The sequence below is a fragment of the Actinomyces sp. W5033 genome (assembly GCF_051303165.1).
In genome coordinates this window covers 236026-247463 of record NZ_JBPPGD010000002.1, presented here as the reverse complement: position 1 = coordinate 247463, position 11438 = coordinate 236026, and the positions used below count along the sequence as shown (strand labels likewise).

10 protein-coding genes are annotated in these 11438 nt (G+C 72.7%); 4 read left to right on the top strand and 6 right to left on the bottom strand.

Translation table 11 applies throughout. The features are described 5' to 3' along the window. The first annotated feature begins 406 nt into the window (after nt 1–406). Nucleotides 407–1609: a tRNA 2-thiouridine(34) synthase MnmA gene (gene mnmA, locus ACSJJR_RS02555; RefSeq protein ID WP_435941961.1), complete on the top strand. Its 1203-nt coding sequence runs from the start codon at nt 407–409 to the stop codon at nt 1607–1609. Nucleotides 1610–1744: 135 nt separating this feature from the next. Here mnmA and ACSJJR_RS02550 read toward each other — a convergent pair whose 3' ends face one another. Genes ACSJJR_RS02550 through ACSJJR_RS02540 form a run of 3 tightly spaced genes read right to left on the bottom strand, consistent with a single transcriptional unit; the run spans nt 1745 to nt 3788 of the window. Continuing rightward, nucleotides 1745–2560: a hypothetical protein gene (locus ACSJJR_RS02550; protein WP_435941959.1), complete on the bottom strand. Its 816-nt coding sequence runs from the start codon at nt 2558–2560 to the stop codon at nt 1745–1747. Next, nucleotides 2557–3390, bottom strand: a complete 834-nt coding sequence (locus tag ACSJJR_RS02545; protein ID WP_435941958.1) for an ABC transporter ATP-binding protein — start codon at nt 3388–3390, stop codon at nt 2557–2559. Before ACSJJR_RS02545 ends, ACSJJR_RS02550 begins: the two co-directional genes overlap by 4 nt. Next, nucleotides 3387–3788: a GntR family transcriptional regulator gene (locus tag ACSJJR_RS02540; RefSeq protein ID WP_435941956.1), complete on the bottom strand. Its 402-nt coding sequence runs from the start codon at nt 3786–3788 to the stop codon at nt 3387–3389. Before ACSJJR_RS02540 ends, ACSJJR_RS02545 begins: the two co-directional genes overlap by 4 nt. A gap of 402 nt (nt 3789–4190) precedes the next feature. On the opposite strand from ACSJJR_RS02540, the gene ACSJJR_RS02535 reads away from it, so the two are divergent. Beyond that, on the top strand, nt 4191–4463 hold the full coding sequence (locus ACSJJR_RS02535) for a DUF1540 domain-containing protein (RefSeq protein WP_435941955.1): 273 nt from the start codon (nt 4191–4193) through the stop codon (nt 4461–4463). Between the two features lie 283 nt (nt 4464–4746). On the opposite strand, the gene ACSJJR_RS02530 is transcribed toward ACSJJR_RS02535, so the two are convergent. From ACSJJR_RS02530 to ACSJJR_RS02520, 3 genes are all read right to left on the bottom strand, one after another. Beyond that, the gene (locus ACSJJR_RS02530) at nt 4747–5619 is read right to left on the bottom strand and encodes a hypothetical protein (RefSeq protein WP_435941954.1); all 873 of its coding nucleotides are present in this window, start codon (nt 5617–5619) and stop codon (nt 4747–4749) included. A 130-nt stretch (nt 5620–5749) separates the two neighbouring features. Further along, nucleotides 5750–6793 (bottom strand): electron transfer flavoprotein subunit alpha/FixB family protein, encoded by a 1044-nt coding sequence (locus tag ACSJJR_RS02525; protein ID WP_435941953.1) that lies wholly within the window; start codon nt 6791–6793, stop codon nt 5750–5752. Between the two features lie 11 nt (nt 6794–6804). Continuing rightward, nucleotides 6805–7584, bottom strand: a complete 780-nt coding sequence (locus ACSJJR_RS02520) for an electron transfer flavoprotein subunit beta/FixA family protein (protein ID WP_435941952.1) — start codon at nt 7582–7584, stop codon at nt 6805–6807. A 227-nt stretch (nt 7585–7811) separates the two neighbouring features. Here ACSJJR_RS02520 and glgX point away from each other — a divergent pair, with 227 nt between their 5' ends. After that, entirely contained in the window at nt 7812–10172 is a 2361-nt protein-coding gene (gene glgX / locus ACSJJR_RS02515; protein ID WP_435941950.1) for a glycogen debranching protein GlgX, read from the top strand. Nucleotides 10173–10218: 46 nt separating this feature from the next. Continuing rightward, nucleotides 10219–11352, top strand: coding sequence for a tryptophan--tRNA ligase (gene trpS / locus ACSJJR_RS02510; RefSeq protein WP_435941949.1), 1134 nt, complete (start codon nt 10219–10221; stop codon nt 11350–11352). The last annotated feature ends 86 nt before the right edge of the window (nt 11353–11438 follow it).

Sequence of the window (11438 nt, the reverse complement as noted above, 5' to 3'; positions counted from 1 at the left end):
GGAGGCGGGCGTGGTGGAGGCGGGCGTGGGCTGACGCGTGCGGAGGTTCATGGGCTCGTGACACCACCAAGGGCCGCAGGGAGCACCAGGGGACAGGGGCGCCGTCGCCACCACCCCCGGCACACGGACGAACCCTCCGAGCGTAACCGCGCCACCACCACGACCACCACCACCCACCCACCACCTGTGCACAACCCGCACCCCCGCACCCCGACATCCTCGGTTCGCGCTCGAAAGAACGGCACAACACCGTACGCTCGCACGCAAACCGAGGAGCTCGAGAGCACGCAGGAACGAGTGGGCAGCTCACGAACCACCCACACAACGGTCACCGCCCCCATGCCTCCGGTGGTGCCGCTAGGCTGCCCCCGCGCCTCACCCTGTCCTTGTCGCACCTGGAGGTCCTGTGCGTGTCCTCGCGGCCCTGTCCGGCGGAGTCGACTCCGCGGTCGCGGCGGCGCGCGCCCTCGACGCGGGCCATGAGGTCGTCGGCGTTCACATGGCCCTGACCCGCCAGCGCGCCCAGACGCGCTCGGGCTCGCGCGGCTGCTGCTCCATCGAGGACGCGTCGGACGCCCGCTGGGCGGCACAGGTGCTGGGTATCCCCTTCTACGTGTGGGACCTGTCGCAGGAGTTCGAGGCGCGGGTCGTCGCGGACTTCCTCAGCGAGTACCGGGCGGGCCGCACCCCCAACCCGTGCGTGCGCTGCAACGAGCGGGTGAAGTTCGACGCCCTGCTGGAGCGGGGGCTGGCGATGGGTTTCGACGCGGTGGTCACGGGCCACTACGCGCGCCTGTCCGGGGGCGCGGCCGACGGCCGTCCTGGCTGCACCGAGGGGCTGGTCCTGGCCCGTGCCGCGGACGCCGCGAAGGACCAGTCCTACGTCCTGGCGGTCTCGGGACGTCAGGCCCTGAGCCGGGCGCTCTTCCCCCTGGGCGACGCCCCGAGCAAGTCCGCGGTGCGTGCGGAGGCGGCCGAGCGGGGCCTGCCGGTGGCGGACAAGCCGGACTCCTACGACATCTGCTTCGTCGCCGACGGCGACACCCGCGGCTTCCTGCAACGCTCGCTGGGCACCCGTCAGGGGGCGCTGGTCTCCCCCGAGGGCGAGGTGCTGGGCTCGCACGGCGGTTACTTCGGCTTCACGGTGGGCCAGCGCCGCGGGCTGGGCCTCACCCGCCCGGCCCCGGACGGCAGGCCCCGATACGTCCTGGAGACCCGCCCGAGGACAAACGAGGTCGTCGTCGGCCCCGGGGAGCTGCTGACCCGCTGGTCCGTGGACGCCGACGCCCTCGTCCTGCTGGCCACCCCCGCCCCGCTGGGCACCGGCGCCCAGCCCAGCAGCGAGGCGCCCGACGACGAGGGGTCAGCCCTCCCCCCGGCCAGCACCGGAGCCACGGCGGCCGGTGGTCCTGGGGTGGGTTGGCAGGGCGTGAGCGTGCAGGTCCGGGCCCACGGGCGGCCGGTGCCAGCCGACGTGCTCGTGGACCCGGCGGCCGGCACGCTGCGCGGCCAGCTGCACGAGGGCCTGCGGGGCCTGGCGGCGGGACAGTCCGTGGTCGTGTACGCAGGCGACGGCGAGCGGGTCCTCGCCCAGGCGACCGTCCGCTGACCGGCGACGGACCGGTCTCGGCCCGGCCACTGGGCATCCGCTGACCGGCCACTGGCCGTCGTCGGCCTGTCACGCAAGCGGCAGCCTCGGGCCTGCGCCACCGTGCGGCGGCCGCGAGCCCGAGGCCTTGGCCGCTCAGCGCAGCGAGGCGTGGTGCTCGAGGCAGTGGACCGCCCACCAGACCAGTGCCGCGGTCAAGACGATGGCGGCGGGGAGGAAGCCAAGGCCGAGGACCGTCGGCTCGATACCGCTGAGCAGCTCGGACAGCATGGAACGCGTGACGATGAGGCCGGTCCTGAGGTCGATGCCGATGGGCAGCAGGATCATCGCGGCGGAGTAGAGCAACTGGCACGCAAGGTAGGCCAGGAGCAATCCGATGACGGCACCTGCCACTCCGAGATGACCCCACCTGGTCTGGGCAGCGATGCTCATGACGGACGCCCCTATCACCACCGAGCACCCGACCTGCACGAGGGCGGCGCCGAGCACGGTCCAGACCTCGGTGGGACCGACGAGGTGGAGCAGGGTGAGCGCACGGTCCCACACCTGCACGGGGCTGACCCCGTCCATCCAGGAGTGGGCGAGCACGACGAGAGCGAGCCCGGCGACGGTGATGACGAAGGCGCTCAGGGTCGCGGTGAGCAGGTAGAGGACCTTGGCGGTGAGAACCTCGCGTCCCCGGGCCGGCAGGCTCATCGTGAGGTAGCCGCGCGGGCCGTGCACGCTCTGCCAGTACTCGGTGAGCCCGTGGACGAGGACAACGGGGACGGGCAGGACGAAGGCGACCAGTGCACCGACGGTGGTCATCAGGGTGACCACGTCCGCCCCCAAGGCGTGTGGGACGAGACCGACGGCGAGGGCTCCGGCACCGATGATGAGCAGGACAGCCACGGTCTTGGCGTGGACGGTGCCGAGGGTCCGCAGCTCCTCGGCAAGCAGGGTGCGTGTCATGAGTGGTACTCCTTACGGAACAGGGTGTCGATGCTCATGCCGGAGGCCTCACGCAGGTCGTCGGCGTCCGCGGCCAGCAGGAGGCGGCCGTCCTTGAGGAAGACGACGGAGTCGATGACGCTCTCGACGTCGGCGATGAGGTGGGTGGAGATGAGCATGAGGGCACGGGGGTCGAAGTCGCGCAGGACGCCGTCGAGGATGACGTCACGTGCGGCGGGGTCGATCCCGGACATGGGCTCGTCAAGGAGGTAGACCCGGGCACGACGGCTCATGGCGAGCGCGATGCGCACCTTGTCCCCCATGCCTGTGCTCATGGCCCTGAGGGGGCGGTCTGTGGGCAGGGCGAAGAAGCGCAGGAGGTCATGGGCCTTGGCGTCGTCGAAGTCGGCGAAGAGCCGGGAGAACTTGGCGACCGCCTGCTCAGCGGTGAGGTTCTCGGCGAGGAAGGCCGTAGCGGGCAGGAAGGAGACGAGAGCCTTGGACTCGGGGCCGGGGGCGTGTCCTGCGACCCTCACCTCGCCCTCGTAGTCGGCGAGCAGGCCCGCCAGGACCTTGAGCAGCGTGGTCTTGCCGCAGCCGTTGGCGCCCAGGAGCCCGACGACGCGCCCGGCGGGCAGCTCGAGGCTGAGGTCGGTGAGCACCGGGGTGCCCCGGTAGCCACGGGTGAGGTGGCGCACCACGACGGCGGGCGGAGTGGCGGGGTCGGCGCCCCAGGCCGGGGCGATGGTGTGGAACCGCTCGGTGAGACCGGGCTCGGGGTGGGCGGAGGGGGTCCCGGGGTCCGGGGCGGCGGGCCGGGCGGTACCCGGTGCCGGCGTGCGGCTTGTCATAGCGTGTCTCCTTTGCTGCATGGTGTGTCTCCTTGGCTGCCCTGCGTGCCCCAGCGCTCGGCCAGGAGGGTGGTGGCGCTCTCGAGGCTCAGGCCGAGGCCGGTCAAGGCGGTGACGTAGGTGTCGGTGGCGCCGGTCGCGAGCTCGCGCCGGACCCTGTCAAGGACGCCAGGGTCGGCGGTGACGAAGCGGCCTGAGGTGCGCTCGGTGCTTGTCAGGCCGCTGCGGTCGAGCTCGGCGAGGGCCCGTTGGACGGTGTTGGGGTTGACCCCCGTGCCGGAGGCGAGCTCGCGGACAGAGGGGATTCGGGATCCGGGTGGCCAGTCGCCTGAGACGATGCGCAGGCGGAAGGTCTCGACCAGCCGGACCCAGATGGGTCTGGCGTCATCGACGGGCACGCGGCCTCCTGGGACTCGAACGTGGACGGGTGCTCATGAGCGTGTGACTGGGCGCCCGGCCGGAGCGTCTGTGTCACTGCACTAATACAGTAACACAGGTCCGACGGCGCCATCTCTCCCCCGACCCCGCCCCGCACCACTGCGCTCCTGAGGCAAGGGCTCCCTCAGGAAGGAAGGGCTCCGCTCATTTGGGAATAGGACACACACGCAACAGGGGCCGCCACCGTGTGGGGCCACACAGCCGCACCATCTTGATGACCATGAGTTTTCCTTGCGATACCGCGACCTACAGACACCTGAAGACCTGCGGCCACCTGCCGCCTTGCCGCCTCGCCCCAGCCTTCCTACCGTTATTTACGTCAGCCGCTCCGGCAACCGCACGTCTCACGAGAGGAACCGACCATGCCGACCGTCGCCCCCATCACCGCCTGCTCCACCACCACCTGCGCCTTCAACCACGGGGGCTGCACCGCCTTCGCCGTCACCATCGGCGGCGCGGGGACCTGCAGCACCCTCATCAACCTCGACGCCCGCGGCGGCCTGCCCGTCGCCGAGGCCCACGTCGGGGCCTGCCAGCGTCTCGAGTGCGTCCACAACACGGACCTCATGTGCACCGCCGAGGGCATCACCCTCGGCCCCGACACCGCAGCCTGCCTCACCTACGAGGCCCGCTGACACCTGACACCACGCAGCGGGCCTCGCACCCACGAGGCCCGGCCACCGGAGCCTGACCAGGACCGGCCCCGCCACTCACGGCGGGGCCGGTCCTGCGCGTGCGCCCCCTCGCGAGGCGACGACGCGGGCACCGAGCCCCAGCGCCCACAGGGACCGCGCCCAGCCTGGGCGGTGACGACGGCGGCATGGTCCGAGCCTCAGCGGCTGCGAGAACCAGGCGTAGGAGAGGCAGGCCACGCGGCTCGCCGGGCCATCCACAGGGTTACGCGGCTCGCAGGCCGGCTCAGCCCCGCAGCAGGTCCTCGAGCAGCGCCTCCTGGACGCACCCGCGCAGGAAGGGCCCCACCTCGCAGGCCCGGCGGGTCCCGCTGGGAAGGCAGACCCTCACGGTCTCGACGCAGGTGGGCGACACGTGCATGAGCGTCACGCCGTCCGGGGCGACGTCGGCGCACAGGACCCGCCCATACAGCGACGGGCACAGCCCGTCCGCCGGCCGGTGGGAGCACAGCACCCCGGCAAGGCGCCCCTGGACCACGCTGTCGCACAGGAGCGTGAGAGCGGCGTCGCCCAGCTCGCGCACCTCCTCCTGGGCGCTGACGGAGTCAAGGTCGTTCCACAGCAGGGCAGGGGCGTCGTCCGCCTCGACGACCTCGGCCAGGGTGTGGCCCGAGACCCCCATGGCGTCGTGGACCATGACGCGCTCGGCCGTGACGATCCCCAGCCGACCCCCGCGGGCCCCGGCCAGGACCCCGAGCCCCTCGAGCGGGTCCTCGCCCGTGACCGGGCAGTGGCAGCCGGCGGTCTCACCAGCCAGGACGAGGGCCGTCTCCTCCTCGTCCAGCCAGGTGAGCAGACCCAGGAGGTGGGCGGTTGCCGAGGTCACGCGCAGGCTGGGCTCAGCGGCCTCGAGGGTGACGTCGAGACGGACCTCCACCACCTCGCCGTCGAGGGCGTCGGCCAAGGGGTGTCCAGCCCCGGGGCAGGCGGCGACGATGACGCGCCCGTCCTCGTCAAGGGCGTGCATGACGGCGAGCGGTTGGGCCCCGGCGTGGCGGTAGGCGGTGACCTCGGCGGCGCCGGCCCCCGCGAGGAGCCGACGGGCCATACGGCGCGAGGAGACGGGTGTGCTGCCTGGAGTGCCGCCCTGCTCGCTCACACGTCCTCCTTCATCAGGCCTGAGTCGCAGGTAAGGCTAGCCTGAGGCACTGTCGCGCACCAGGTGCTGTGCCCCTCAGGGTCGCGGTCACCGCGCAGATCACACCCGCACACGCGAGCCGGGGAGCCGGTCAGCCCCGCCGGCGTGCCAGCTCCTCGACGAGCTGCGGCACCACCGTCGCGACGTCCCCGACCACCCCGAAGTCCGCCATCTGGAAGATCGGCGCCTCGGCGTCGTCACAGACCGCGACGATCGTGCCCGCCCCCTGGATGCCGCTCGTGTGGTGCACGGCCCCGGAGACCCCCAGGCCGATGTACAGGCGCGGGGCGATGCTCGCGCCCGTCTGGCCCACCTGGGCACTGCGCTCCACCCAGCCCTCGTCGCAGGCGACGCGGGTCGCGCCAAGGGCGGCACCCAGAGGCTCCGTCAGCGAGCGCACAAGGGCGAGGTCGCCGTCAACGCCCCGCCCGGCGACGACGACGGTGCGGGCCTGGGTCAGGTCCGGCCCCAAGGCCGTGGGGGCGGGCTCACGCGTCAGGACCCGCACCAGACGGGACTCGGGGCTGAGGGCGACGTCCAGGTCCTCGACCACGAGCCGGTCGTCGCCGCCGGTGGACACAGGCTCATAGGCCCCCGGGCGCACAGCCACGACCGGGGTCGTGCCCTGCCCGCCGATCCTCAGGGTCGTGGCCCACGAGCCGGACAACACGGTCAGGCGGGCGGTCAGCGCGCCGTCCTGGACCCCCAGGTCGCTGAGGTCGGCGCTGCACGCCGAGCCCAGGAGCACGGCCGCCCGGGCGGCGACCTCCTTGCCGCGGTAGTCGCAGGGCACGAGCGCGACGGCCGGCCCGACGGCGCGGACAGCGCTGACGAGGGCGTCCGCCACAGCGCCCGCGTGCGTGCCAGCCTGCCCGAGCCTGGCGGTGAGCACCCGCGTGGCGCCCGCCGTGGTCAGAGCCGCGCGGGCCTGCGGCCCCACAGGAGCCAGGGTCAGGGCCACCACGCCAGCGCTCGTCAGGGCCGCGGCCTCGGCGACGAGCGCGAGCCCCGCGCTGGGGGCGGCGGCCGGCGCCTCGTTTCCGGCGGTGCCCGTCGTGGGCGTCTGAAGGTCGATGAGGACGAGGACGGGGGCGTCGAAGGTCTCGCCCGTGGCCCCGGCGGAGGTCTTTGACATGTGCGTCCCTCTCAGACGAGCTGGTTGTCGACGAGCCAGGCGGCCAGCTCGCGGCCGGCCTCGCCGGCGTCGGTGCGGATGGTGCCAGCGCAGCGCGCCGGACGCTCCTGGGCGTCGAGCACGGCGACCGAGGGCACGGGGGGCTCCAGGCCGAGCACGGCCAGGTCCCAGGTCTCCACGGGCTTGCGCCGGGCGGCGCGCATGGCCGCGAAGTTGGGGTAGCGCGGGTCGTTGGCCTGATCCGTGACGGACACGAGGGCCGGAAGAGGCGCGCTGAGCACCTCGCGCACGGCCCCGACGGTCCGGCGGACGACGACCTCGCCGTCGGACAGCTCCACACCGGTGGCGAGCGTGAGGGCAGGCACGTGCAGCGCAGCGGCGAGCGCACCGGGCAGCAGCGAGGTCATCGAGTCGAGCGAGGCCATCCCGGTCAAGACCAGGTCCACGTCGCCGACGCCCTCGACGTCCCCGCCGACGCGCCGGACCGCTGCGGCGAGGACGCGGGCGGTGGCCACGACGTCAGCGCCGGCCAGCGCCTCGTCGCACACGTGGACGGCGCGGTCCGCCCCCATCTGCAGGGCACGGCGCAGAGCGTCCTCGGCGCCCTCGGGCCCCATCGTGAGAGCGACGACCTCTCCGCCGTGCTCCTCCACCAGGCTGACCGCCGCCTCGACGGCGTTCTCGTCGAGCTCGTTGAGGACGTCGTCCTCGCCCCGCACGAGGCGCCCGGCCTCCACACGCCGCTCGGACTGCACGTCGGGGACGTTCTTGACACAGACCACGATCTTCATGCCGCTCAGGCTGCCACATGGGCCGCGCCGCGGTCACCGGCGCCGGGGGCGTGAGACACGCGCCACCCGGGCGCCTCCCGCGGGCGCCCTGCACCCCCACGAAGCCTTGGCATACCGGGCCTCGGCCAGATGCCCGGGCGTCCGCGCACGTCCCCGCGCCGCCACGGCGGGGTGCCGAAAGTCCCATTCGGATTGCCGCTCCCCCTCGACCTGGCAAGAATGCCCCTATGCCTGACACGACCACGACGCAGCCCGCTGCCCCCTCGGCTGCCGAGCCGCCCAGACCCGCCGCGCTGGCGAGCCAGGACGCACGGGACCGCAGCCGCCTGGGCGCGACACCGGCTGCGGACGGCACGAGCTTCGTCGTCGTCGCCCCTGACGCCACGGCCGTTGACCTGTGTCTGCTGGAGACGGACGGCAGCGGCCGCGTCCTGTCCGAGCACCGCATCGGCATGCACGGCCCCGTGCGCGGGGCGTGGGGGGCCCACGTGCCCGGCGTCGGTCCCGGCCAGCGCTACGGCTACCGCGTCCACGGAGAGTGGAACCCCTCGGCCGGTCTGCTGCTCAACCCGCGCAAGCTCCTCCTCGACCCCTACGCCCGCGCCCTGGAGGGCACGCCCCGCCTGGGCCCGGAGATCTTCGCGCACGAGGTGGACGCCGACTACAACCCCACCTACGTGCCCTTCTCCCCCTCCCACCTGGACTCGGCCGGGCACGTGGCCATCGGCGTCGTCACCGACGCCCCCTCCTTCCACGTGGCCCCGGGACCGCGTGTGAGCAACGAGCGCGTGGTCGTCTACGAGACGCACGTCAAAGGCCTGACCCTCACGCTGCCGGGGGTGCCGGCCGAGCTGCGGGGCACCTACGCGGGGCTCGCCCACCCCGCCACCATCGAGCACCTGAGGTCCCTGGGCGTGACGACGGTCGAGCTGCTGCCCATCCAGGCGGCCTTCTCCGAGACCTTCCTGCTGGCGCGCGGGCGCACGAACTACTGGGGCTACTCGACCCTGTCCTACTTCGCCCCCGAGGCCTCCTACGCCATGCGCTCCTCGCGCGAGGCCGGCCCGCAGGCGGTCATCGACGAGGTGCGCGGCATGATCTCGCTGCTGCACCAGGCGGGCCTGGAGGTGGTGATGGACGTCGTCTACAACCACACCTGCGAGTCCGGCTTCGGCGGCCCGAGCCTGAGCCTGCGCGGCCTGGACGACCGCCGCTACTACCTGCACGTGCCCGGCCAGACCGGCCACTACTACGACGTCACGGGAACGGGCGCCAGCACGGACATGCGCTACGCGCGCGCGGTCCAGCTCACCCTGGACTCCCTGCGTTACTGGGTGAGCGAGATGGGGGTGGACGGGTTCCGTTTCGACCTGGCGGTGACGCTGGGGCGCCACGGCACCGACTTCAGCCCCTACCACCCGCTGCTCATCGCCATGGCGACGGACCCCGTGCTCAGCGGCGCCCGCCTCATCGTCGAGCCCTGGGACGTGGGGCCCGGCGGCTGGCGCACCGGCGACTTCCCCGAGCCCTTCCACGACTGGAACGACCGCTACCGCGGGGCGGTGCGCTCCTTCTGGCTGCGCGACGCCTTGGAGATCTCCAAGGGCCGCACGGGCTCCGACCTGCGCGACCTGGCCACCCGCCTGTCGGGCAGCGTCGACACCTTCGGTCACGGCGAGTACCCGGGCGGGCGCGGCCCGCTGGCGAGCGTCAACTTCGTCACCGCCCACGACGGCTTCACCCTGCGCGACCTCGTGTGCTTCGACCACAAGCACAACGAGGACAACGGTGAGGGCAACCGGGACGGGACGGACGACAACCGCTCCTGGAACCACGGCTTCGAGGGCGCGGTCCCCGAGGGCGTGGACCTGGGCCCGCTGGAACTGCTGCGCCGCCGCTCCATGCGCAACATCCTGGCGACCCTGCTGGTCTCGGCGGGCACGCCGATGCTCCTGGGCGGCGACGAGATCGGCCGCACCCAGCAGGGCAACAACAACTCCTACTGCCAGGACTCCCAGATCTCCTGGTACGACTGGGAGCTGGAGGCGTGGCAGCGCGACCTGCTGGCCACCACCCAGTTCCTGGTGCGCACACGCCACGAGCACCCGGTGATGCGCCCCACCTCCTTCGCCTCGGGGGCGGTCCGCCCGGGCGACACCATCGCGGACCTGTCGTGGCTCGGGGCCGACGGCGAGGCGCTGAGCAACGACGCCTGGCACGACCCGAACGTGCGCGTGGTGCAGATGCTGCGCTCTGGGCGGCCCGTGGGCGACGACGACCTGCTCGTCGTCATCAACGGCAACCTCGACCAGTGCGAGGTGGTGCTCGCTGACGGGCACGGCACCGACTGGCACCTGGCGTGGGACTCAACCTGGCCGGTGCCGCGCCCGCACACCTCCTCCTTCTCCCTGGCGCGCCGGGTCTCGCGGGGCCCGGCGGGCAAGGCCCGGGCCATCAACCCCGCGCGCGCCCGCGCCGCGAGGCCGGGGGCGACCGACTGCCGTCAGGACCGTCCGGGCGACACGACGACGCTGGAGGCGCTGAGCATGCGCGTGTACTTCTCCGGGGAGGTCCTCGCGCTGCCCTGAGGACCCTCCGCCGGGCCGGTCGCCGTCGGCCCCTAGGATGGGCGCCATGACGCAGACGCCTGAGCACGAGACGACCACGCCCACCTCCGCCGAGGAGGCTCTGGCAAACGCCACGAACGACGCCTCCCTGGCGCGGTCACTGGCCCGAAGCGAGCAGATCCGCGCGGACCTCGACGTCAACCCTGGCCGGTACCGGATGCTCACGGGCGTGCGTCCCACCGGCAACATGCACCTGGGTCACTACTTCGGCACGATGCACTCGTGGCGGCGCATCCAGGACCTGGGTGTGGACACGTGGATCCTCGTCGCCGACTACCAGGTCATCACCGACCGCGACGGCGTCGGCCCGATCCGCGAGCGCGTACTGTCCCTCGTGGCGGACACGCTCGCCGTGGGGGTGGACCCCGAGCGCTCGACCGTCTTCGCCCACTCTGCGGTCCCGGCGGCCAACCAGCTCATGCTGCCCTTCCTGTCGCTGGTCACCGAGTCCGAGCTGCACCGCAACCCGACCGTCAAGGCCGAGCTCGAGGCCACTGACGGGCGCGCGATGACCGGCCTCATGCTCACCTACCCGGTGCACCAGGCGGCGGACATCCTCTTCTGCCAGGCGAACCTCGTGCCCGTGGGCAAGGACCAGCTGCCGCACCTGGAGCAGGCGCGTCTCATCGCCCAGCGCTTCGACAAGCGTTACGGGAGGGCGGACAGCAAGCGCCCGGTCTTCCGCCGTCCCGAGGCGCTGCTGTCCGAGGCGCCGCTGCTGCTGGGGCTCGACGGGGAGAAGATGAGCAAGTCCCGTCACAACACGATCGAGCTGCGTATGAGCGCCGACGAGACGGCCAAGGCCCTGCGCAAGGCCAAGACGGACTCGGACCGCGTCATCACCTTTGACCCGGTGGCCCGCCCCGAGGTCGCCAACCTGCTCACTCTCGCCTCCCTGTGCGGGGCGGGAGCCCCCGAGGAGGTCGCCGAGAGGATCGGCGACGGCGGGGCGGGTGCGCTCAAGGCGCTGACGACGGAGGTGGTCAACGAGTTCTTCGCCCCGGTGCGTGCCCGCAGGGCCGAGCTCGCGGCGAACGAGGACTACCTGTGCGAGGTCCTGCACGCGGGCAACGCGCGCGCCCGCGAGGTCGCCGACGCGACCCTCGAGGACGTGCGTCGCGCCATGCACATGGACTACTGAGGCCCCGCCCCTCCCGGCCCTCCCGGCCTTCCACCTCCTCGGTTTGCTCTCGAAAGTACGGCTGGCGACCGTACGTTCGGACGCAA

What these genes read in the sequence shown, in the direction of transcription:
- ACSJJR_RS02550 (WP_435941959.1), bottom strand. Translation starts at nt 2,560, where the DNA reads ATGACACGCACCCTGCTTGCCGAGGAGCTGCGGACCCTCGGCACCGTC.
- ACSJJR_RS02545 (WP_435941958.1), bottom strand. Translation starts at nt 3,390, where the DNA reads ATGACAAGCCGCACGCCGGCACCGGGTACCGCCCGGCCCGCCGCCCCG.
- ACSJJR_RS02535 (WP_435941955.1), top strand. Translation starts at nt 4,191, where the DNA reads ATGCCGACCGTCGCCCCCATCACCGCCTGCTCCACCACCACCTGCGCC.
- ACSJJR_RS02525 (WP_435941953.1), bottom strand. Translation starts at nt 6,793, where the DNA reads ATGTCAAAGACCTCCGCCGGGGCCACGGGCGAGACCTTCGACGCCCCC.
- ACSJJR_RS02520 (WP_435941952.1), bottom strand. Translation starts at nt 7,584, where the DNA reads ATGAAGATCGTGGTCTGTGTCAAGAACGTCCCCGACGTGCAGTCCGAG.
- glgX (WP_435941950.1), top strand. Translation starts at nt 7,812, where the DNA reads ATGCCTGACACGACCACGACGCAGCCCGCTGCCCCCTCGGCTGCCGAG.
- trpS (WP_435941949.1), top strand. Translation starts at nt 10,219, where the DNA reads ATGACGCAGACGCCTGAGCACGAGACGACCACGCCCACCTCCGCCGAG.